General features: G+C 35.5%; 24 protein-coding genes and 1 other annotated feature (1 of these 25 running past the window's edge). All 24 genes read left to right on the top strand.

Annotation, left to right across the window (positions count from 1 at the left end; genetic code table 11):
- Positions 1–2: 2 nt before the first annotated feature.
- The 24 genes from bshC (at position 3) to C7437_RS05580 (ending at position 22,825) form a co-directional block, all read left to right on the top strand.
- Positions 3–1,619, top strand: coding sequence for a bacillithiol biosynthesis cysteine-adding enzyme BshC (gene bshC / locus C7437_RS05700; RefSeq protein WP_170122323.1), 1,617 nt, complete (start codon positions 3–5; stop codon positions 1,617–1,619).
- Positions 1,620–1,879: 260 nt separating this feature from the next.
- A complete protein-coding gene (gene mraZ, locus C7437_RS05695; protein ID WP_111438650.1) occupies positions 1,880–2,311 on the top strand; it encodes a division/cell wall cluster transcriptional repressor MraZ in 432 nt (143 codons plus the stop codon).
- 58 nt (positions 2,312–2,369) lie between these two features.
- The gene (gene rsmH / locus C7437_RS05690) at positions 2,370–3,320 is read left to right on the top strand and encodes a 16S rRNA (cytosine(1402)-N(4))-methyltransferase RsmH (RefSeq protein ID WP_111438649.1); all 951 of its coding nucleotides are present in this window, start codon (positions 2,370–2,372) and stop codon (positions 3,318–3,320) included.
- Positions 3,321–3,689, top strand: a complete 369-nt coding sequence (gene ftsL, locus C7437_RS05685; RefSeq protein ID WP_111438648.1) for a cell division protein FtsL — start codon at positions 3,321–3,323, stop codon at positions 3,687–3,689. It abuts the gene before it with no gap.
- 35 nt (positions 3,690–3,724) lie between these two features.
- Positions 3,725–5,884 carry a penicillin-binding protein gene (locus tag C7437_RS05680; protein WP_111439006.1) on the top strand — a complete coding sequence of 720 codons (2,160 nt, stop codon included), beginning with the start codon at positions 3,725–3,727 and terminating at the stop codon, positions 5,882–5,884.
- A 91-nt stretch (positions 5,885–5,975) separates the two neighbouring features.
- Positions 5,976–7,856, top strand: coding sequence for a penicillin-binding transpeptidase domain-containing protein (locus tag C7437_RS05675; protein ID WP_111439005.1), 1,881 nt, complete (start codon positions 5,976–5,978; stop codon positions 7,854–7,856).
- 45 nt (positions 7,857–7,901) lie between these two features.
- Positions 7,902–8,873, top strand: a complete 972-nt coding sequence (mraY, locus tag C7437_RS05670) for a phospho-N-acetylmuramoyl-pentapeptide-transferase (RefSeq protein WP_111438647.1) — start codon at positions 7,902–7,904, stop codon at positions 8,871–8,873.
- A 1-nt stretch (position 8,874) separates the two neighbouring features.
- Positions 8,875–10,233 (top strand): UDP-N-acetylmuramoyl-L-alanine--D-glutamate ligase, encoded by a 1,359-nt coding sequence (gene murD, locus C7437_RS05665; protein WP_111438646.1) that lies wholly within the window; start codon positions 8,875–8,877, stop codon positions 10,231–10,233.
- Between the two features lie 28 nt (positions 10,234–10,261).
- Positions 10,262–11,320: an FtsW/RodA/SpoVE family cell cycle protein gene (locus C7437_RS05660; protein WP_111438645.1), complete on the top strand. Its 1,059-nt coding sequence runs from the start codon at positions 10,262–10,264 to the stop codon at positions 11,318–11,320.
- 22 nt (positions 11,321–11,342) lie between these two features.
- On the top strand, positions 11,343–12,140 hold the full coding sequence (locus tag C7437_RS05655) for a cell division protein FtsQ/DivIB (RefSeq protein ID WP_111438644.1): 798 nt from the start codon (positions 11,343–11,345) through the stop codon (positions 12,138–12,140).
- Positions 12,121–12,840: a DUF881 domain-containing protein gene (locus tag C7437_RS05650; RefSeq protein ID WP_111438643.1), complete on the top strand. Its 720-nt coding sequence runs from the start codon at positions 12,121–12,123 to the stop codon at positions 12,838–12,840. The genes C7437_RS05655 and C7437_RS05650 overlap by 20 nt, the downstream gene beginning before the upstream one ends.
- Positions 12,841–12,861: 21 nt before the next feature.
- Entirely contained in the window at positions 12,862–13,581 is a 720-nt protein-coding gene (locus tag C7437_RS05645) for a DUF881 domain-containing protein (RefSeq protein WP_111438642.1), read from the top strand.
- Positions 13,582–13,585: 4 nt separating this feature from the next.
- Positions 13,586–13,939, top strand: a complete 354-nt coding sequence (locus C7437_RS05640; RefSeq protein WP_111438641.1) for a small basic family protein — start codon at positions 13,586–13,588, stop codon at positions 13,937–13,939.
- A gap of 107 nt (positions 13,940–14,046) precedes the next feature.
- On the top strand, positions 14,047–15,339 hold the full coding sequence (gene ftsA / locus C7437_RS05635) for a cell division protein FtsA (RefSeq protein WP_111438640.1): 1,293 nt from the start codon (positions 14,047–14,049) through the stop codon (positions 15,337–15,339).
- A gap of 41 nt (positions 15,340–15,380) precedes the next feature.
- On the top strand, positions 15,381–16,559 hold the full coding sequence (gene ftsZ, locus C7437_RS05630; protein WP_111438639.1) for a cell division protein FtsZ: 1,179 nt from the start codon (positions 15,381–15,383) through the stop codon (positions 16,557–16,559).
- Positions 16,560–17,099: 540 nt separating this feature from the next.
- Complete coding sequence (locus tag C7437_RS05620; RefSeq protein WP_111438637.1) at positions 17,100–17,942, top strand: sigma-E processing peptidase SpoIIGA; 843 nt, start codon at positions 17,100–17,102, stop codon at positions 17,940–17,942.
- Positions 17,943–17,947: 5 nt separating this feature from the next.
- A complete protein-coding gene (gene sigE, locus C7437_RS05615) occupies positions 17,948–18,649 on the top strand; it encodes an RNA polymerase sporulation sigma factor SigE (RefSeq protein WP_245909233.1) in 702 nt (233 codons plus the stop codon).
- Between the two features lie 90 nt (positions 18,650–18,739).
- The gene (sigG, locus tag C7437_RS05610) at positions 18,740–19,525 is read left to right on the top strand and encodes an RNA polymerase sporulation sigma factor SigG (protein ID WP_111438635.1); all 786 of its coding nucleotides are present in this window, start codon (positions 18,740–18,742) and stop codon (positions 19,523–19,525) included.
- A 101-nt stretch (positions 19,526–19,626) separates the two neighbouring features.
- Positions 19,627–19,872 carry a YlmC/YmxH family sporulation protein gene (locus C7437_RS05605; protein WP_111438634.1) on the top strand — a complete coding sequence of 82 codons (246 nt, stop codon included), beginning with the start codon at positions 19,627–19,629 and terminating at the stop codon, positions 19,870–19,872.
- 71 nt (positions 19,873–19,943) lie between these two features.
- Positions 19,944–20,636 (top strand): YggS family pyridoxal phosphate-dependent enzyme, encoded by a 693-nt coding sequence (locus C7437_RS05600; protein WP_111438633.1) that lies wholly within the window; start codon positions 19,944–19,946, stop codon positions 20,634–20,636.
- On the top strand, positions 20,633–21,112 hold the full coding sequence (locus C7437_RS05595; RefSeq protein ID WP_111438632.1) for a cell division protein SepF: 480 nt from the start codon (positions 20,633–20,635) through the stop codon (positions 21,110–21,112). Before C7437_RS05600 ends, C7437_RS05595 begins: the two co-directional genes overlap by 4 nt.
- Positions 21,113–21,131: 19 nt before the next feature.
- Positions 21,132–21,392: a YggT family protein gene (locus C7437_RS05590; protein ID WP_111438631.1), complete on the top strand. Its 261-nt coding sequence runs from the start codon at positions 21,132–21,134 to the stop codon at positions 21,390–21,392.
- Between the two features lie 47 nt (positions 21,393–21,439).
- A complete protein-coding gene (locus C7437_RS05585) occupies positions 21,440–22,228 on the top strand; it encodes a YlmH family RNA-binding protein (protein ID WP_111438630.1) in 789 nt (262 codons plus the stop codon).
- 87 nt (positions 22,229–22,315) lie between these two features.
- The gene (locus C7437_RS05580) at positions 22,316–22,825 is read left to right on the top strand and encodes a DivIVA domain-containing protein (protein ID WP_111438629.1); all 510 of its coding nucleotides are present in this window, start codon (positions 22,316–22,318) and stop codon (positions 22,823–22,825) included.
- Positions 22,826–22,877: 52 nt separating this feature from the next.
- Positions 22,878–23,021, top strand: a binding site (T-box leader) (it continues 84 nt past the right edge of the window).

The following is a 23,021-nucleotide window of genomic DNA, read 5'->3' as shown; positions in this document are numbered from 1 at the left end:
TCGTGCGATTAGAGCAGTACACACAACCATTCGCTTCCTCATTTTATAAGAAATATTTAGGAGACGCGGCTTCCTTATCTTCTTTCTTTCATTATGACTGGAATCAAAAGGCACTTAATCATAGGATCAATGAAACTAACTTTAGTAAACACAAGAGAACTGAATTAGTAGAAAATGTTACAAATTACATGAATCAGTTTGGTATTTCGGAAACTGCTCATAAGCATTTAAACGAATTAGAGGATAATGGAGTCGTAATTATTGGTGGTCAGCAAGCTGGATTACTAACTGGACCTATGTATTCTATTCATAAGGCAATTTCTGTAATTGTTTTAGCTAAACAACAAAGAGAAATATTAGGTGTTCCGGTTATTCCAGTTTTTTGGATTGCTGGGGAAGATCACGATATTGATGAAATCAATCACGTGTACATAGAACGAGGAAGAAAGCTGCAAAAGGCCACATATCCGAGTGCTACTAAAGTGAAAAAAATTGCATCAGCATCCGTTTTAGAAAAAGATTTAATGGAATCCTATTTAGAAGAGGTATTTAAAAGCTTGCCAGAAACTCTTTATACAAAAAAAATCTATGAAAAGGTAACGAACCTTTTGCGCGATTATCATACGTATAGTGATTTTTTTGCTGCGCTAATGAATATCCTTTTTGAAGAAGAGGGATTACTTTTAATCGATGCAGCTTATACTCCTTTTAGAAAACTTGAGAGTGAGTATTTTCAAGTAATGATTAAAAATTCTGCTGAACTTGCTCGATTGGTTTTTGAAAAAGAGGCAGAATATGTTGGAAATGGATATGGGACTCCAATTCAAGCGAAAGAAGCTGCAGCGAATTTGTTTTTTGTAGAAGATGGGGAACGTTTTTTACTAGAAAGACAAGACCATTTATTTGTACATGAAGCACAAGGGATATCTTTTACAGAAGAAGAGATGTTAGAAATTGCCAAAAATCATCCTGAAAAGTTAAGTAATAATGTAGTGACAAGACCACTTATGCAAGAAATGGTATTTCCGGTACTTAGCTTTATCGGAGGACCGGGTGAAATAGCATATTGGGGAACATTAAAATCTGCTTTTGAACTATTTAATATGAAGATGCCTGTCATCATGCCGCGTTTAAGTATTACAGTTGTAAATGCAAAAACACAGTCATTGCTAGATAAGTTCTCATTTTCTGTAGAGGATGTTTGGGACGGTACAGTTGATGCAGTTAAACTACAATATATAAACGAACATAGAAACGAAAATATTCCAGAGCTACTAAAATCTATCAAAAATGACTTAGTGTTAAAATATGAAGAGTTAAGTAACTTACTTCATACAGAAGATATTAAATTAGATCCCTTAATTAATAAGAATTTAAATAATCATGAAAAACAATTAAAGTTTATCGAACATGCAATAGAAGATATTTTTCTTGGTAAACTAGATGCTTCTATTAACAGATATGATCGAATCATGTTGGAGCTAGCACCTAATGGTAGCTTACAAGAACGAATTTATTCGCCACTTCAATTATGTAATGAAGTTGGACCGAGTTTTATACAGGAACTATTACAAGTACCGTATGAATTTAATGGAAAGCATCATGTAGTTTTCATATAACAATTATCCTCCACATTAACTTGTGGAGGCTTTTTTTATAGAAAAAGATGCGCATAATATACTGTGAATGCTTTCTCGGCCATTCCACTTTCAAGGATACGAATGATTAAATACTCCTATGAAAAAGTATAAAAGGGTTTCGCTTTGTCTCAACAAGTACTATTTTCGCATTTTGAAAAATAACAGCCCTAATTCTAGAAAATTAGTGGAGCGAAGTGGGGCGTTGTGGTATGCTTGTGACATAAAGTGGGGTGAGTAGCGTGTTTATGGGAGAATATCAACACAACGTTGACACGAAAGGTCGGTTAATCATACCTTCCAAGTTTCGTGAGCACCTAGAAGACTGCTTCGTGTTAACCCGCGGTCTTGACAATTGCTTATTTGGATATCCTATAAATGAATGGCGAAAACTCGAAGAAAAATTAAAAGAACTACCTGTCACTAAAAAAGATGCCCGAGCATTTACTCGTTTTTTCTTTTCAGGTGCATCAGAAGTAGAAATTGATAAACAAGGCCGTATTAATATTCCGGCTAATCTTAGGAATTATGCAAAAATGGACAAGGAATGTATTATTCTTGGCGTATCGAATCGTTTAGAAATATGGGCGAAAGATGCTTGGGAAATTTATATGGAAGATTCAGAGGATAATTTCAACGAGATTGCAGAGAATATAATTGGATTTGATATATAAGTAAATTCAGCGGCGAGTGTATTTATGCCAGTTGAATTTTAAAAAGGAGGAAATAGGCTTGTTTCATCACACGACAGTATTATTAAAGGAAACAGTAGATGGACTTGCCATTCGACCAGATGGTATTTATGTCGACTGCACGCTTGGCGGAGCGGGGCACAGTGAATATTTAGTCCAACAATTAAATGAAAATGGTAGGTTAATCTGTTTTGACCAGGATATGACTGCTATTGAAAACGCGAAAGAAAGACTTGCTCCATATTTAGAGAAGGTAACATTTGTACATGCAAATTTCCGCTTTTTAAAAGAAGAGCTCTCGCATATAGGAATTGAAAAAGTGGATGGTGTTTTGTACGACTTAGGAGTTTCTTCACCTCAACTGGACACACCAGAACGTGGATTTAGCTATAACTACGATGCTCCACTCGATATGCGTATGGACCAAACGAGCGAGTTGACCGCACACCATGTAATAAACGATTGGCCTTATGAAAAACTAGTGAAAATATTTTTCCGTTACGGAGAAGAAAAATTTTCGAAGCAAGTAGCTCGAAAAATTGAACAGGCTAGAGAAATAGCTCCAATCGAAACAACTTTCCAATTAGTTGAATTGATTAAATTGGGGATACCGGCTGCTGCAAGACGTAAAGGTGGACATCCGGCTAAGCGTATTTTCCAGGCAATTCGGATTGCTGTGAATGATGAGTTAGGTGCAGCAGAAGAATCGTTAGAAGATGCAATTAAAGTAATTAAAGTAGGTGGAAGAGTTAGTGTAATCACTTTCCATTCCTTAGAGGATAGAATAACGAAAACGATATTTAAAGAAGCTTCCTCTTTACCTGAGTTACCTCCTAATTTACCTATAATTCCTGCGGGGATGGAACCGATGTTAAAGTTAATCACTAGAAAACCAATTTTACCTTCTGAAGAAGAATTAGAACAAAATAATCGTTCTCGTTCGGCGAAACTAAGAATTGTAGAAAAACTAATTGAAAAGGGGAGTGTTTAAATGGCTTTACACAATTATGATTCTAGCAAATACATAACTCAAGATACTTTTCCGGATCAGCAACAAACTAAAAAACAATCAAAGAAAATCAAGAATTTTTTATCCAAAGGCGAAAAAACATTATTAGTCGTGGTACTTTCTGTTATTACATTACTTGCTGTTATGAATATTCAAGTCCAGTCAGAGGTGCGTTCAACTAGCACAGATACTTATGGGCTGGAGAAAAAAATCGACGCTACAGCCAAAGCAAATACAGACTTGTCCATACAAGTAAGCGAATTGTCTACCTATGAACGCATTTGGGAAAAAGCGGAAGAGCTCGGTTTGAAACTGAATGAGCAAAACATAAAGGTAGTAACTGGACAATGAATAAAAAGTTTCGTTTTCAGTGGGGAGCCTTTCTTATGTTTTTATTATATGGGGGGCTCTTTTTTCTATTGCTTGGTCGGTTTGTATTTATACAAACAACTGGAACTGCTGAAGGACAAGTGTTGGAGACGATGGCGGAAGATAAGTACAGTAAAGAAAGGGTTTTACAAGCTAGTAGAGGTGAAATTCTAGACACCAATGGCGATGTCATAGCTCAGGATACACTCAGTTATAAATTAGTCGCGGTTATTAGTCCGAAAGCTACAGAAAATAGTAGCAGTCCAAGGCATGTTGTGAATCCGGAAAAAACGGCTCAAGTGTTGTCTGGATATATTGATTTGACAGAGCAAGAAATAGTTAATTTACTTAATAAAAATATAAAAGCTGACAAATATCAAGTGGAGTTCGGTAACGCGGGCAGAGATATCAGTCATGCAGATATGCTAGCGATTAAACAATATAATTTGCCAGGATTATTATTTACACAAGATTTAAAAAGACTCTATCCGAATGGACAATTCGCCTCTCATTTAATTGGATTTGCTTTAAAAGAAGATGAGGGTGGAGAAGGGGAAACAGTCGGGAAGATGGGACTTGAATATATCTATAATAAAGATCTAACAGGTATTTCGGGTAAAGTTGTCTATCAGGGTGATAAAAAGGGATTTTTACTTCCAGATGCAGACGAGATGGTCACGGAAGCCCAAGATGGAAATGACATATACTTAACCATTGATAAAACCATACAAAATTTTTTAGAAGATGCATTAAATCGGGTGCAAGAAAAGTATAATCCTGAAAGATTGACTGCAATAGTAGCTAATCCTAAAACAGGTGAAATTCTAGCGATGTCACAAAGACCAACCTTTGAACCTAATACAAGAGCAGGTCTATCAACTAACTGGTTAAATGAAGCAACCGAACAAACGGTTGAACCAGGTTCAACGATGAAAATATTTACTTTAGCTGCCGCAATTGAAGAAGGTGTCTGGGAACCAAATGCAACCTATAAATCAGGGTCATATACACTTTATGATACGACCATTCGAGATCACAATGTAGATGGTTGGGGATACATATCGTATTTAGAAGGTTTCCAACGTTCATCCAATGTAGCAATGGCTTATTTACTTAAAAGAATAGGAGACGAAACATTTATCGACTATTTACATCGATTTGGTTTTGGTAAACCAACCGGTATTGATTTACCTAATGAAGCAAAAGGTATTATTGCCAACAGTGGGCCTGTCGAACGTGTTACAACAACATATGGTCAAGGTTCTACTGTTACAGCAATGCAAATGGTTCAAGGTATGACTGCTATTGCAAACAAAGGTAAGATGATGCAACCATATGTAATTGATAAAATAGTTAATCCTAATACAAAAGAAGTTGTACTAGATCACGAACCAACAGAAAAAAAATCTCCTATTTCAGCCGAAACAGCAGATTTAGTAAAAGAAATTTTAGCGAGTACAGTTACATCTGAACACGGAACTGCCCAACGATTTAAGCTAGACAGTTATACAACAGCTGGTAAAACAGGAACTGCTCAAATAGCGAAACCTGGTGGTGGATATTATTGGGGGAAAAGAGACTTTTTATATGCTTTCTTAGGCATGGCTCCTGTGGAAGACCCACAGTTAATCGTATATGTATCTGTTCAGAAACCTGATCTAGAAGCAACTGAATCAGGTTCTGGTGCTACATCTGAAATATTCAATAGTGTAATGGAAAGAAGTTTAAAATATTTAAATATTCAACCGGAAAATGTATCGTTAGAAAAAGCGATTGAAATGCCAAAAGTAACTGGTGTAAATGTGATTGAAAGTCAAAGTATGCTTGAATCAAAGGGATTGAAAACTGTAATAATTGGACAAGCGGGAAATGTAGAAGAACAATATCCAATTGCCGGTGAATCTATACTTCCGAATGGAACGGTTTATATAAAAGGACATGGAGAGATCCAACTTCCGAACTTTAAAGGCTGGTCGAAAAGGAATTTGATGATTTACAAAACATTGTCCGAGATTCCTATAGAAATTATTGGAGAGGGCTATGTGACTACCCAAAGTCTTGCTGCAGGTTCCAAAGTTTCAGGGGAAACACCAGTAGTTGTCCAACTTGCAACACCTGATGAAATAAATTCTGCACCAAAAAAAGAAGAGACTATAGAAACAGTTCCACAAGATTAAATAAAAGTGATAGAATAGTTAGGGTCATTTTCTCATATGTTATGTAAAACACATAAAAGGGGAAAATGTGATTTTTAAAGTAAAAGAAGTTATGCGGCTACGGACAATTTGGATTTTGACTATTGTACTGTTTATCGTAGTTCTGTTGAAACTAATTCAACTGCAATTTTTTCAATATGAAGAGCTTACTTCAAAAGCAAGAGAAAGTTGGGATCGAGAATTACCCTACGCATCTATCCGTGGAAATATAATAGACAGACATGGGGAAGTAATTGTAGGAAATAAATTATCTCCAACCCTATTTTATATGCCATCACAAAATGATGAACCGGAAAAAGTTGCAGAACAAATCGCACCTCTATTAAAGACGGAGAAAGCAACTTTGTTAGAACAATTGAGTAAAAGAGCTTCTATCATAAAATTGGCTCCAGCTGGAAAGAATATTACTTCCGAACTAGCAATAGAGATACAGGAGAAGAATATTAAAGGCTTATATGCTGGAGTGGATTATATTAGAAACTATCCACATGGAAGTATGCTTTCTAGATTACTAGGATTCACAGGCTATGATGCACAAGGCCTCGCGGGTATAGAATATCAATATGATTCTATTTTAAAAGGGAAAGATTCGGCTATTCGTTTATATACGGATGCAAAAGGCATACCACTTCCTCATGTAGATGATGGGTGGAAAAGTGGCGAAACAGGTAATCATGTACAATTAACGGTCGATTTGGAAATACAACAAGTAGTAGAACGTGAATTGTCGCAAGCGATGGAAAAGTATGAAGCAACTCAAGGTGTTGCCATAGTAATGGATCCTAATAATGGAGAAATTTTGGCGCTTGCTTCTGCACCAAATTTTGATCCGTTATCTTATCAGGAAGTCGATCAAGCTATTTATAATCGGAATTTGCCCGTATGGATGACTTTTGAACCGGGCTCTACTTTTAAAATTATTACGTTAAGCGCTGCGCTAGAAGAAGATGTTGTAGATCTAGAAGAAGAGCATTTTCATGATCCCGGATATGCAATCGTAGATGGAACAAGGCTTAGATGTTGGAAAAGACAAGGTCATGGCGACCAAACCTTCTTAGAGGTAGTACAAAATTCATGTAATCCAGGATTCATTGAACTTGGTCAAAAATTAGGTGAAGACAAATTACAAGACTATATTCGTAAATTTGGTTTTGGAGAATCTACAAAGTCGGGTATGGCAGGAGAATCAACGGGGATTCTATTTAGTAAAGAGAATTTTGGCCCGGTGGAACATGCCACTACGTCGTTTGGTCAGGGTATTTCTGTAACACCAATTCAACAAGTGCAAGCAGTTGCAGCTGCCATTAATGGTGGATACTTATACAAGCCGTATATTATTAAAGATATATTAGATGGTGAAACAAACAAAATCTTATCGAGTTCAGAACCAGAGATGAAGCGTCAAGTTATTAGCGAAGAAACGTCGGCAAAAGTACGTGATGCTTTGGAACATGTTGTTGCTGAAGGCTCCGGCAGAAATGCGTTTCGTGATCAATTACGAATTGGTGGTAAAACTGGGACTGCTCAAAAAGTTAAGGACGGAAGATATATGGATGGCGAGTATATAGTTTCCTTCATTGGCTTTGCACCTGCAGACAATCCAGAACTCATAGTATATGTAGCAATTGACAATCCTAAACATAGCTCTCAATTCGGTGGAGTAATCGTTGCGCCAATTGTTGGTCAAATTTTAGAAGACACGCTTCAAACGACTGGATCCGCTAATCAAATTGAAAAAGAGTATAGATGGGGAGATATCCCTCAAACTAGAGTTCCGAACCTAATTGGTACAAAGAAAAAGGAAATAACTTCCTATATGTATCCATTTTCGATCGTTTGGCATGGAGATGGAGACGAAATTCTAACTCAGCTACCAAAAGAAAATAGTTTAATCCCAATAGACGGGAAAATACATGTCTATACAACGAAATAAATCAGTACATTTACTGCTGCTTGATAGCATTTAAGGAGATTTTTCATGACATTATTTACTACTATTAGCACAATTATTGTAAGCTTTTTAATATCAGTTATCCTTGCACCGATCCTCATTCCTTATTTAAGAAAAATGAAGTTTGGTCAAAGTATTCGTGAAGAAGGACCACAATCACACTTTAAAAAAGCAGGAACACCTACAATGGGGGGACTAATATTTTTAACGTCCATCATTATTTCTACATTAGCTTTATCTTTTTACTTTGACCAATTAACGACTCAATCAATTGTATTACTTATTGTATTAGTTGGTTTTGGAATTATTGGATTCTTAGATGATTTTATTAAAGTAGTATTAAAAAGAAATCTTGGTTTAACATCCATTCAGAAGCTACTAGGGCAAATAATCATTTCCGTTGTTGCGTATTATTTACTGAAGTTAGGGCCGTTTGATACAGATATTGTCATTCCATTTACTAATACTGCTGTTTCACTTGGCCAATTTTATATAGCATTTCTGATTTTTTGGTTAGTTGGTTTTTCCAACGCGATCAATCTTTCAGATGGTCTAGATGGTTTAGTGTCAGGTACAGCATCCGTTGCCTTTGCAACATTTGGGGTACTTGCACTTACTTACCACCAAACGGATATTGCAATCTTCGCATTTAGTGTAACCGGAGCTTTGTTAGGATTTTTATTGTTCAATAAAAATCCTGCTAAAATTTTCATGGGAGATACTGGTTCACTGGCATTAGGTGGAGCACTAGCAATGGTGTCCATTTTAGTGAAACAAGAGATATTACTTTTATTTGTTGGGATTATATTTGTAGTGGAGACATTATCGGTTATTCTTCAAGTAATAAGTTTTAAAACGACTGGAAAACGGATTTTTAAAATGAGTCCGATCCATCACCATTTCGAACTTTCGGGATGGAGTGAAAGAAAAATTGTTACGATATTTTGGGCTATTGGATTTATCGCAGCGATGATAGTTGTAATTTTGGAGGTTTTATAATATGAAACAGTTACCAATTGTTCACCATAAAAAAATTCTAGTGTTAGGTCTTGCGAAAAGTGGAACAGCTGCGGCAGAAATTTTACATGATTTAGGGGCATTTGTAACTGTAAATGATGCAAAATCATTTGACCAAAATGACAATGCACAATACTTGCTATCGAAAGGATTAACTGTGATTTGTGGGAGTCATCCAGAAGATTTGCTAGACGAAGGATTTAGTTTAGTCGTAAAAAATCCTGGTATTCCATATACAAATCCAGTTATTGCAGAAGCAATAAAACGGGGTATTCCTGTTTGGTCTGAAGTAGAGCTAGCGTACCTAATTAGTGATGCACCGATGATAGGTATTACTGGATCAAACGGAAAAACGACGACAACAACGTTAATTTTTGACATGCTTGAAGAGGGAAATAAAAAGCCATTAATCGCTGGAAATATAGGGACAGTGGCAAGTGCTGTTGCATCAAAAGCTAAGAAAGATGAAGTCATAGTAACTGAGTTATCATCTTTCCAGTTAATGGGCATTGAACAAATGAAGCCGAAGATATCCATCTTGTTAAATTTATATGAGGCACATCTTGATTATCATTCAGATTTCAAAGAATATACAGATGCTAAGTTTTCAATCACAAAAAATCAAGATGCAACTGACTGGTTCATTTACAATGCTGAACAGCAACTTGTATCGGACTATGCCTTGAGAAGTCATGCAAGAAAAGTTCCATTTTACGTAAGTAAGAAAACGGAAGATGGAATTAGTGCAGATGATGAGTATGTGTACTGGAATGGAGAAAGACTGTTTGAAAAATCCATCATTGCTCTTCGTGGAAAACATAACCTAGAAAATGTATTAGCTTCAATTGCTGCTGCGTTATTAATGGAATGCCCACTTGAAAATATTGTTCATGTATTATCTAGTTTCAATGGTGTAAAACACCGTACACAATTAGTTCGGGAATGGAAAAAACGTAAATTTTATAATGACTCTAAAGCTACAAATGCACTTGCTACGAAAAGTGCTTTAGAAGGTTTTTCGGAACCAATCATTCTTATAGCAGGTGGAGTTGACCGAGGACATTCATTTGATGAATTAATCCCTTATTTACATAATGTAAAGGCATTGATTCATTTTGGGGCTACTGTAGATCGGTTGCAACAGTTTGGAGAAGAGCAAGCGATCCCTTCAGTTGTTCGAGTTAGTAACCTAATAGAAGCGGTAGAAGAAGCGGTGAAAGCTTCTGCGGTAGGGGATGTCGTTCTTCTTTCGCCAGCTTGTGCTAGTTGGGATCAATATGAAAATTTTGAACTTCGTGGCGATGAATTCATACAACAAGTAATGGCATTAAAAGAATTGTGAAGGGATGAAATAATCGGGAAATAGTAAAATGATTGTTTTTTTATCGTCCGTCTTTTTTTTATCCGTAATCGGTATATTTTTTGTACATTCTGCTGGATCTTATTGGAGTGAAGTACATTATAAGGATTCCTTACCGTTTGCATTTAAACAAGCCAGTTATTTAGGAGTAGGGATTTTAGGGGCTTTATTCATACGAAATAAACAATTTGTGCGACTGCCTATGTTTTGGAATGGACTATACATTATATCTATTCTCTTGCTGATAGGAGTGATGATTCCAGGGGTAGGGGTTGTACGAAATGGTTCTCAGAGTTGGATATCTCTTGGTTTTATGAATTTCCAACCAGCTGAACTTGCTAAAATTGCTGTTTTAGGAAAAATTGCATTTTCTTTATCAAATGAACATAAGAAAAAGGGAATTATTTATTTAAAGTGTGCTCTTTTTTTATTAATACCAATCAGTTTAATCATGATTCAACCTGACTTTGGATCTGCCTTTGTTTTAGTCGTAGCAGCATTTTTTTTACTATTCGCTGCAGGGCTTCCCATGAAGTTTTTTATTAGTATTGGACTTTCTGGAATAATCGCACTAATATTATTGATTGTTTCAGCACCCTATCGACTTGTTCGAATACAAGCCTTTTTAGACCCGTGGCAAGACCCTTTAGGATCTGGCTTTCAGGCAATTCAATCTTTGCTTGCGATAGGTCCTGCGGGATTATTTGGATTTGGTTATGGAAATAGTAGACAGAAGTTCTTATATTTACCTGAACCACAAAATGATTTTATCTTTTCCATATTACTAGAAGAGACAGGATTTTTAGGTGGTTTAATCGTCATATCTGCGTTTGTTCTATTTTTTACTATTGGTTTCTCTTTGGCAATACGTGCGAAAAAAAGAGCTGGTGGATTTATCATTATTGGTTTTATATCATTATTGACCGTTCAAACATTTTTAAATATGGGTGTAGTCACAGGTTTGTTACCAGTTACAGGTGTTACATTACCTTTTATCAGTTATGGCGGGTCTTCATTAGTTACAACTTGGGGTATAATAGGGGTTATATGGAATTTATCGTCCGAATAATTAAAGGAAGGGAGGCAGTAGAATGGAAAAAGTAATAGATATTGAAGATCGTATACCTACTTTAAAAGCGCGTAGGAGAAAAAGAACAAATAAGAAGTTTTCTATTCTACTGTTACTCTTTATTTCAACTTTATTAATTGTCTTATATTTTCAATCTTCTTATAGCCATATTCAATCGGTAAAAATTAAAGGTGCTTCTCTTTTTTCAGAAGAACAATACATAAAGCAAAGTACACTTCAAATTGGAGATTCTATGTGGGGTTTCCGTGACAAGAGGATAGAAGAGAATATAGAGCAATATGATTGGGTAGAATCAGTCCATGTAAAACGGAATTGGCTAACAGGAGTAGAAATTCAAGTTAATGAGTATAAAACAATTGGTTATGCTGAAAATAATGATCGTTTAGATATTGTATTAGAAAATGGAAAATTTGTTCAAACAGTTGGACAAGTCCTTCCTTTAGATGGACCAATATTTTCTGGATTTGGTGAAGAAAAGATTAGAAATCGCATGATAAGGGAATTGAATAGTTTAGATTCGGAAGTAATAATGACTATTTCACAGATAAATTATAATCCTAGTAAAGAGGATGTATACTCCATTCAGGTTTATATGAATGATGGAAATGAAGTTAGAGCACTTATTCCTTCATTCTCTGAAAAAATGAAGTTTTATCCTTCTATAGTGTCTCAGTTAAAGCCTGGAGTGAATGGAATCATTGACCTAGAAGTTGGTTCTTTCTTTCAAACATATCAAAATGAATATAACGAAAATGAAATGGTAGAGGAGGTTAAAGAGGTTGAAGAAGCGACGCCTTAAAATCCCTTCAAAAGGTAGAATACCTATTTCCATCGTAAGTCTAGTTCTAGGATTTATACTTGCTTTTTCTTATAGTATTTCTTCTGAAAATACCGAAGAATTATCGTTGGTATCTAGTCAGTTTAATGAACAAGAAAAGTATAAAGAGGAATTAATACTTCAAAAAGAAAGAAATAAAGAACTAACCGAAGAAATGAATGATAAACAACAAGCAATAAGAGATATTGAACAATCCCTTGTTGATAGTGAAGGAAATATAGAAGGCTTAGTTAATGAGGCTGAAATGCTTAGGCTACTAATTGGAGATATTACTTCTCAAGGCAAAGGTATTGCTGTCTCGTTAGTAGATGGTGCATATGATCCTTCACAAGAAAATCCAAATGATTATATTGTTCATGAGAGTCATGTGTTTAAAGTCATTAATGAATTGAAGATCTCTGGTGCTGAAGCTATTTCCATTAATGGACAACGACTTCACGCTAATTCCTTTATACGATGTACAGGCCCTGTAATAACAGTTGATGGGAATATATTCCCTGCCCCCTTCACTATTGAAGCAGTTGGAGATCCATCCGTTCTGCTTGCTTCAGTGAACCTTGGAGGAGGAATTGTAGACCAGTTAACTAGTGATAATATTGTGGTAATTGTAGAAGAGAAAAGTAAAATAATGATGCCAGCATTGCGTGATGAAACAAGCTAAATTAGGTAGGGAGGCCGAATAATGAAAAAAACCGTCTATATTCGGTTTACATTTATTTTGTTAGTTGTCGGTTTTATGTTGGCAGTTCAATATAATACAGTTCAAAATCCAGAAACTCGAGATACAAGAGATGTATGGGCAATTAGACAAGAATTAGCGAAAGAAAAGTTGCTACACTCTGAATTACTATCTGAAGTAAGAATCTTAGAAGAAACAACCGGTAAATATGAAAATATGATAAGTGATAGTCCAAAGGCTGCCTTAAATGATACGGTTGAACAATTGAAGAAAGAAATAGGATTGACAGAATTTGTTGGGCCAGGTTTGACCATAACTGTAGAACCAGCAATGGAAAGTATAGCAATTGGACAAACTATCGACGAAATTTCTCCAGATTTACTAATTCGTTTAATAAATGAGATTAATCGATTTAAAGCACAGGCCGTCGATGTTGATGGCAAGAGAATAATTTACTCCTCTGCAATAAGAGATGTTAATGGTAATACAACTGTTAATAATCTAGAAGTAAAAAGAGCTCCATTTACTATAAATGTTGGGGTGACCACGGTTGAAGATGCAAAAAAAATGTATAATCAATTAGAAGCTTCTCCTATTGGAGACGAATTCTTTATTGATAACTTAAGATTAGCAATAGGTGATCCAGTAAATGATGTAATAGTTTCTGCTTTTGACCAATCTGTTAGTAATGAATTTTTACTAGAAACTCCAGAAGGAGAGTAAGAAAATGTGGTTGCCATTATTAGGACTGATACTTGGAATTTCACTCGGTCTATTGACAGAAATTCAAATACCTGAAGTATATGAAAGCTATTTATCTATCGCGGTCTTAGCTGCATTAGATACCTTGTTTGGAGGTATTAGAGCTCAATTACAGCGTGTTTACGATGATAAAGTATTTGTATCTGGTTTCTTCTTTAACATCGCCTTGGCAGCAGCGCTCGCGTTTTTAGGGGTACACTTAGGTGTAGACTTATACTTAGCTGCAATCTTTGCCTTTGGAGTTCGGTTATTCCAAAATATTGCGGTCATTCGTCGTATTTTGTTAACAAAGTGGTCTGAAAGAAAAATAAATAGTTAATAATTGTTTTTATGTGTGTAAAATGTACTATTGTTTAGAAAAATTTAGACTTTATAGGTTTTTTACAATAGAATATTAAATAAAGAGTTTTGGGGAGGTGCCACGGGTTGAATCAATCAGAATTATATGTATCATTAGATATCGGTTCTTCATGTATTAAAGTATTAATCGGCGAAATGAATGATAATTCACTACATGTTATAGGTGTAGGAAATGTAAAATCAAGTGGAATCCGTAAAGGTGCCATTGTAGACATAGAGGCTACCGTGCAATCGATTAAAAAAGCGGTAAGTGAAGCCGAAAGAATGATCGGAATGTCCATACATGAAATTGTATTAGGGATTCCAGCAAATTTAGCGAATGTACAACATGTTAAAGGTGTAGTTGCGGTTAATAGAGAAGATCGAGAGATTACAGATGGAGATTTAGAACGTGTTATTGAATCTGCAGAGGTAATGTCGATCCCTCCTGAGCGTGAACTGATCAATATTGTACCTAAGCAATTTATCGTCGATCATTTAGAAGAAATAAAAGATCCAAGAGGAATGATTGGTACTCGTCTAGAAATGGATGGTACTATGATGACTACATCTAAAACAATATTACATAATGTATTGAGATGTGTAGAACGAGCTGGTCTTCAAATTAGAGAAATATATTTACAACCACTAGCTGGTGGTTATTTTGCATTAACTGAAGATGAAAAGAATCATGGAACTGCCTATGTAGATATTGGCGGTGGCTCTACAACAATTGCTATATTTCATGAAGGCCATTTGATTAATACTTCTGTTATTCCCGTAGGTGGAGATCATATTACAAAAGATTTATCTATTGTTTTAAAAACTCCTACAGAACAAGCAGAAATGATTAAAATAAAATATGGTCATGCCTTTTATGATGATGCATCAGATGATGAGCTGTTTGAAGTACCAGTAATAGGAGCAGACATGAAAGAGCAGTACTCTCAGCGATATATTGCAGAGATTATTGGGGTTCGTCTGGAAGAGTTATTTGAATTAGTATTGGAAGAGTTTTATCGTATGGGGCTACAAGACTTACCAGGTGGAGTGGTATTGACTGGTGGTGTCTCTAAATTGGAAGGTATTGGTCAATTAGCAAGACATATTTTACAAACAAGAGTGCGCTTATACACACCGGATTATATAGGTGTACGTGAACCTCAATATACAACTGCAGTCGGACTTATTAGATATGCCTATAAAGAAGATGTTTTCTATGGTAAAATTGGAGATAGCCATGCTTTAACTCAAATGGTTCCAAGTGATATAGTTACAAGCACGAAGAAACAAAAACAGGCTGGTCATGATACAACAACTGATAACAAAGAAAGTGCAATGACAAAAGCGAAGAAATTTTTCGATAAGTTTTTCGAATAAAAAAGCATTCACATAGTAGAGAGATTATAGGAGGCAAGAGCATGCTAGAATTTGAAACAAACGAAGATATGTTAGCCATCATCAAAGTAATTGGAGTAGGTGGCGGTGGAAACAACGCGGTAAATAGAATGATCGAGCATGGGGTGCAAGGTGTTGACTTCATCGCGGTTAATACAGACGCGCAAGCTCTTAATATGTCTAATGCTGATGTGAAATTACAAATCGGTGGTAAATTAACTCGTGGTTTAGGAGCAGGTGCTAATCCAGAGGTTGGCAAAAAAGCTGCAGAAGAAAGTAAAGAGCAAATTGAAGAAGCATTAAAAGGCGCGGATATGGTATTTGTTACTGCTGGTATGGGAGGCGGAACAGGTACTGGTGCTGCCCCTGTAATTGCTCAAATCGCTCGTGATTTAGGAGCACTTACAGTTGGTGTTGTTACTCGTCCATTTACATTTGAAGGACGTAAACGTTCTACACAAGCTATTGGTGGTATTGATATGATGAAAGAAGCAGTCGATACACTAATCGTTATTCCAAATGATAAATTACTAGAAATAGTCGACAAAAGCACACCAATGCTGGAAGCGTTTAGAGAAGCAGATAATGTGTTGCGTCAAGGGGTTACAGGTATTTCAGATTTAATCGCTGTTCCCGGACTTATTAACCTAGACTTCGCCGATGTAAAAACTATTATGTCGAACAAGGGTGCTGCATTAATGGGTATTGGTATATCTGCAGGAGAAAATCGTGCTGCAGAAGCTGCGAAGAAAGCAATTTCAAGTCCACTTCTTGAAACTTCTATTGATGGAGCAACAGGTGTTCTGATGAATATTACTGGTGGTTCTAATTTAAGTTTGTTTGAAGTGCAAGAAGCTGCGGATATTGTGGCATCTGCTTCAGATGAAGATGTAAATATGATTTTCGGTTCTGTTATTAACGATAATTTGAAAGATGAGATTATTGTAACTGTAATAGCAACTGGGTTTAATGCAGAAATTTTGACTCAAAGACAGCCAAGAGGTGCTGGATTTAGTTCACCTAGATCACAACCAGCTGCTACTCCTCAACGTGAACAGCGTGAACAGCGTGATCAACGTGAACCGCGTAAAGAAGAGCAACCTATACAGCCAGTTCACCAAGAAAGACAAACAACAACGCATCAACAAGACGATGCATTAGATATTCCAACGTTCTTAAGAAATCGTCAAAGAAGAAATTAAATTAGAAAAGCGAAAGCACCTATTACTGCCCCGACAGGCAAATGGGGAATCGCGAGGAGGCAGCTCCTCAGCCACCGCAGCTAGACTTTGAAATATTTATGACGTTGGTGAAGAATTTTAGTCGGCTATCATTGATTGATTTGTCAGGGGACTGTCCAGAAAGTCAGTAAAACTGATTTTTTGCGGCAGTCTTTTTTCTATATCTATTTAAGACTTTTGTTTCCAATATTCACTTTGCTGATTTTCGTTCCGAGCGACGACTCCAGTGGGATTAGCGTGACAGGTGAGACCCCACAGGAGCGCGGTTTTCGCGACGAGGAGGCTCACCGCACGCCCCACGGAAAGCGTCCGCTCGGAACGAAAATCAGCGCGGATCAGAATTTTCTTATTTCATCAACGTCATATATTGTACAACCCCAAAAAAGCACAAGCCATCCGGCAGGTGCTTTTTTTGTCGTAAAAAAAGAAGGGATTGTTCCTTTATTTTGACAAGATTTTAACTGAACTCATGCTACCATTTAGTCAGGAAGGAGGAGAGTTATGTACGCTGAAGTAATGATTGCAACCAATACTTTTTTTAACTACACGGTCTTAGCTTTTGCTAATAGAATTGGCTGGATTGAGAACAAAAAAAGATATTTGTTTCTCTCCGCATTAATAGCTGGGACTATAACTGTCGCCTTTTCTAATCATATATTTACTATATTTATGACGTTTTTTTTAATGATTGGAATAGCATTTTGGAAGAAACGCTCTCAGATGCTTAAAGCAATCTCACTGACCTTGCTTGCTACTCTATTTGCTGGGGGATTATTAACAGCGATTTCTCCCATGTATAGCAAAAGTGGAACTCTATTTATGTTAGTGAACTTTGCCTTAATCGTTATTGGAGGATTGTATTTATTAACAAAAAATGTTTTACGCATTCATATAGATCAATCCGACCGAGGTCTAGTCTTTCAATCTAATTTAACTCTCTTTGGAAAGATGAAAGAATTAAGGCTTTTTATAGATTCTGGAAATGTTTGCAAGGAGCCGATTTCTAATGATCCCGTGCATTTTATTGCAGCAGAAGTTTTACAGGATGTAATTCCAAAAGCTTTGTTCGAGGCTGTTACAAAATGGGAATTCGACAAAAATAAAGGAATGGATGAAATCCCTTCAGAGTTCACAAGTAAATTACGTTTAATACCAATAGCTACGGTACAACAAGAAAAAACTTGGGTAATCGGTTTGAAATATGATGATTGGGTTGTACAAGGCCAAGCATTACCTAAGGGATATATTGTCATGACAAAGTTAAGAGAAAAATTTCCACATGGTGCAGAAGGGATTTTACACAGTTCAGCTTACTATCACTTAAAGAAAAGGAGTGTTACATGATGTTTATGAAATTAATACGTCGTTTTTATTATTGGTTACTTTCATTCAAAAGGAGTGGCGTCCATTACATTGGTGGGAATGAATCACTACCAAAACCACTATCTAGAGAAGAAGAAAGAGAAATGCTACTGGCGTTTGCAGCTGGTGATGACCATGCAAGAGATGTGCTAATTGAACGTAATTTGAGACTTGTCGTATATATTGCAAGAAGATTTGATCAGACAAATACTCATATTGAAGACTTAATAAGTATTGGCTCAATTGGACTTATAAAAGCAGTAGAAACATTTAATATTGAAAAGGGCATTAAACTTGCCACATATGCTTCTAGATGTATTGAGAATGAAATATTAATGCATTTAAGAAAAACAAATCGGATGAAATCAGAAGTGTCATTCGATGAACCTTTAAACTCAGACTCGGATGGAAATGAACTACTCTTATCGGATATATTAGGAACTAGTGAAGATTTAATCATTGAAGATGTTGAAAAAAAAATAGAAAGACAGCATGTGTTTGAGGCTATTAATTTACTAGGAAACCGAGAGAAATATATTATGCAATGTCGTTTTGGGTTAAATGGAAATGAAGAGATGACCCAAAAAGAAGTAGCGGATCATCTAGGGATTTCTCAATCCTATATATCAAGACTTGAAAAGAAAATTATCCTAGATTTAAAAGATTTATTAAACGAACCAATTGCATAATGGTTGAAATTGGATGAACTTTCACTAGCATAAACTTTTAACTACCGGACAAACTGACTAAGAACTATTAAAAAGTCCGGAGGAAGGTTCATGACTAGAACAAAAGTAGAAATTTGTGGGATTGATACATCTAAGCTTCCTTTACTAAAGCACGAACAAATGAAAGAGTTATTTAAGCGTTTACAAGCTGGGGAACATGTCGTTAAAGATGAATTGGTTATGGGTAATTTACGATTAGTTTTAAGTCTTGTTCAACGTTTTGCCTATCGTGGTGAACAAGCAGACGATTTATTTCAAGTTGGGTGTATAGGATTGATCAAGTCGATTGATAATTTCGATTTAAAACACAATGTAAGGTTTTCAACGTATGCAGTTCCCATGATCATTGGAGAAATTAAAAGACATTTGAGAGACCATCATTCTGTTCGAGTTTCAAGATCGTTAAGAGATATAGCATATAAAGCAATGAAAGCAAAAGAGCAATTTATAACAGAACATCTACAAGAACCAACACTCGATGATTTATCTAAAATGATAGAGGTACCGGTAGAAGATATATTATTATCTTTGGATGCAATACAAGATCCAGTTTCATTACAGGAACCAATATTTAGTGATGGCGGCGATGCTATTTATATGATGGATCAATTATGTGATAATGATGTGTCAGAAGAACAATGGGTCACTTTTTTTACCGTAAAGGAAAGCTTTCAAAACTTAGATACTAGACAAAAGACGATCTTATCGAAACGAATCTATTCTGGAGCTACGCAAACGGAAATCGCTATGGACCTTGGTTTATCTCAAGCTCAAATTTCAAGGCTTGAAAAAAGTGCATTGTCTACTATTCAGAGTCAGTTAAATCCGAAAGAATAGTAAGAGTTGTCCAACGTAAATTTAATTAAAAAACGCTTTTTCTTTCTAAGAAAAAGCGTTTTTTTCTATTTTGCTCATATAATGTGATAAGGAGGCGAAGTATGAAATTTTCTGATGCACAGCAAAAAGAAGTAATTGAAGCCACAACTGGGCAATTATTGGGTTTTATAGTGGATGCAGAAATAGATAAGGATACAGGTTTTATCATTTCGTTCGTAGTTGAAGCTCAAGGTGCCTATCCATCGTTTTTTAATAAAAAGGGAGAAACAAAAAAAATAGCTGTTCAAAATATAGCTATTATTGGAAAAGATGTCATAATAGTATCCAAAAGTTTATTCGAGGATTGATTCAACATTGATAAAACGGCTTTTCATTGTTACAATAAATAAAAACATAATGATGAAAAGTTGGTTTATACATGACAAATGTTCAAAATAATTTAATGCATATTCAAACAAATATAAATGAAGCTTGTATACGTGCAAATCGTAATCCTGATGTTGTCACGATTATTGCAGTCACAAAAGAAGTGTCTGTTGAAAGAACACAGGAAGTTATAAAATCAGGCGTTATTCACTTAGGTGAAAATCGACCAGAAGGACTTAAAAAGAAATTAGATGCCATTGATGATAAAATCAATTGGCATTACATAGGTTCCTTGCAAACAAGAAAAGTAAAAACAGTTATTAATGAGATAGAGACACTTCATTCACTAGATCGATTAAGTTTAGCGGATGAGATTGAAAAAAGAGCAACACACATAAAGGACTGTTTCGTCCAGGTTAATGTCTCTGAAGAAGAATCTAAACATGGTCTCCCAATCGGTCAAGTAGAATCATTTATACAAGAGCTTGAAAAATATAGTCGTATCCGTGTAATTGGATTAATGACAATGGCCCCAAATACAGAAGATGAATCAATAATCCGTCATGTATTTAGAGAACTAAAAAAACTACAAGTAAAAATCGCAGAGAAGCAATTATCATATGCACCCTGTACAGAATTATCCATGGGGATGTCAGGAGACTATGAAATTGCAATTGAAGAAGGAGCAACATTTATCAGAATAGGTACAGCATTAGTCGGCAAAGAGAGGGAGGAAATTAAATGAGCATGAAAGGCAAAATAAAAAATTTCTTTTACTTAGATGAAGACGATGAATCTTTAGCGGTACAAAATCCTAATAAACCACAGCAAAAAAAAGTAGAAAATCAAGTAAAGCAACAGACTGTTAAATCTACAAATGTGGAGCGTAAATTCAATTCAACAACTAAAGAAATAGCTACTCCTAATCTTGTCAGCATACAAAGTGTACAAAAGTCTTCTAAAGTAATTTTAGTAGAGCCGCGTGTATATGCAGAAGCACAAGATATTTCCGAACACTTAAAGAGTAAAAAAGCTGTTATTGTTAATTTACAGCGAATTGATAAAGAACAAGGAATAAGAATAATCGACTTTTTAAGCGGAACAGTGTACGCTTTAGGTGGAGATATTCAACGAATAGGCACAGATATTTTCCTTTGTGCACCCGATACAGTAGAAGTAGACGGTGCCATTTCGGATTACTATTACAACGACGTAGAATGATAGAGGTGTAAATTATATTATGGTATTTGTTTTATATTTGCTAAGCCAAGCTGTAACACTATATACGTATGCATTAATTATCTATATTTTAATGTCATGGGTGCCTAGCATTCAGCAATCGAGCTTTGGACAATTATTAGGAAAAATTTGTGACCCATATTTAGAAATATTTAGAAAAGTTATCCCACCACTTGGAATGATTGACATTTCTCCGATTGTTGCAATATTTGTATTGCAACTTGCAATGCGAGGAATGATTTCATTAACAACGTTTCTTTAAACCTCACCAACGTGGGGTTTTTACTATATTAGAGGAGATATTCGTTTATGGAAAATGTATTGCAACATTTTAGAAAAGAAGAGCAACCTTTCATTGAACAAGTTGTTAGTTTGATGAGAGAAGTAGAGGATCGTTATGCACCGAAGCTAACTGATTTTTTAGATCCTAGGCAACAATTCATTGTGGATTCGATCCGTAAGCAATACGTAGATATTGATTCAAGTTTAAATGGTGTTTTAGAAGATCCAGAGAGAAAAAGAGTGCTTTTGTATCCGTCTTATTATGTTCCATCTGACGAAGACTTTTCGATGATTGTAGCAGAAGTAAATTATCCTCGGAAATTTGTTACATTGCAACATAGGGATGTATTAGGCTCGATTATGTCACTTGGGATCGATCGAAGTAAATTTGGTGATATTCGCGTAGAAGATGGAAATGTACAATTTGTTATTGCGCAAGAAGTGTTTGAATACGTGCGTACAAATTTTACTGCAATAGGAAAAGTGAAAGTGCAAGTTGAAAAAGTAGAAGATCCTGCAACCTTTATGAAGCAGTCAGAAGAGTGGATTTCAGAAACATTAACAGTTAGCTCTTTGAGATTAGATACTGTAATTGCAGCAATTTTTAATATTTCCCGTCAAAAATCATCCTCTTTAATCCAAGGGGGCAAAGTAAAAGTCAATTGGTCAGAAAAAGATCAAATATCAGTGGAGCTTCAAGAATCGGATTTACTTTCGATTAGAGGGCTAGGAAGAGTCAAGTTAGTAATGATTGAAGGCAGAACAAAAAAGGACAAAATTAGACTTCAAATTGGTCGTTTAGATCAAAAAAGTTAATCAATACACAATTAAATTCTAATTTTTGATGTTTTCACATAGAGCTAAATGTATAATAGATGATAGAAAGTAAAGGAGATGCAGTAGATGCCATTAACACCACTTGATATAAATAATAAAGAATTTAGTAAAGGATTTCGAGGATATAATGAGGACGAAGTAAATGAGTTCTTAGACCAAATTATGAAAGACTACGAAATACTTCTAGGAGAAAAAAAAGAATTGGAATTTAAATTTCAAACGTCGAGTGAAAAGGTTGGGCATTTCACATCGATTGAAGAAACTTTACATAAATCTATTATAGTAGCTCAAGAAGCAGCGGAAGAGGTTCGTCGTAATTCACAAAAGGAAGCTAAATTGATTGTCAAAGAAGCAGAAAAAAATGCTGACCGTATTGTCAATGAAGCACTTACAAAAGCTAGAAGAATTGCTCTTGAAATAGAAGAATTGAAAAAACAATCTAAAGTTTTCCGCAATCGTTTTAAAATGTTGGTGGAAGCACAATTAGATTTAATCAATACGGATGATTGGGATCATTTAATGGAATATAATGTAGACGCTACTGCTATTGACCGGATTTCTGTAACAGAGGACTAATACATTTCTTGACTGTTGGACTTACTTTTTCTATAATAATTTCATATCATATAAATTTGCGTTGAAAAAGACGTCTAATATTGGATTTGGATAAAGCGACTTGGGGTTGGTGAGAGCTCAGGGCAAAAGGTCTTTATTAGATTATCACTTTTGAGCTAGGACACTGAAAGATTAGAGTAAGTGTTTTCGGATTATG

This window comes from Psychrobacillus insolitus (assembly GCF_003254155.1).
Classification (GTDB): domain Bacteria; phylum Bacillota; class Bacilli; order Bacillales_A; family Planococcaceae; genus Psychrobacillus; species Psychrobacillus insolitus.
Note: the sequence above shows the minus strand (reverse complement) of the source record. Positions and strands in the feature narration are given on the sequence as shown.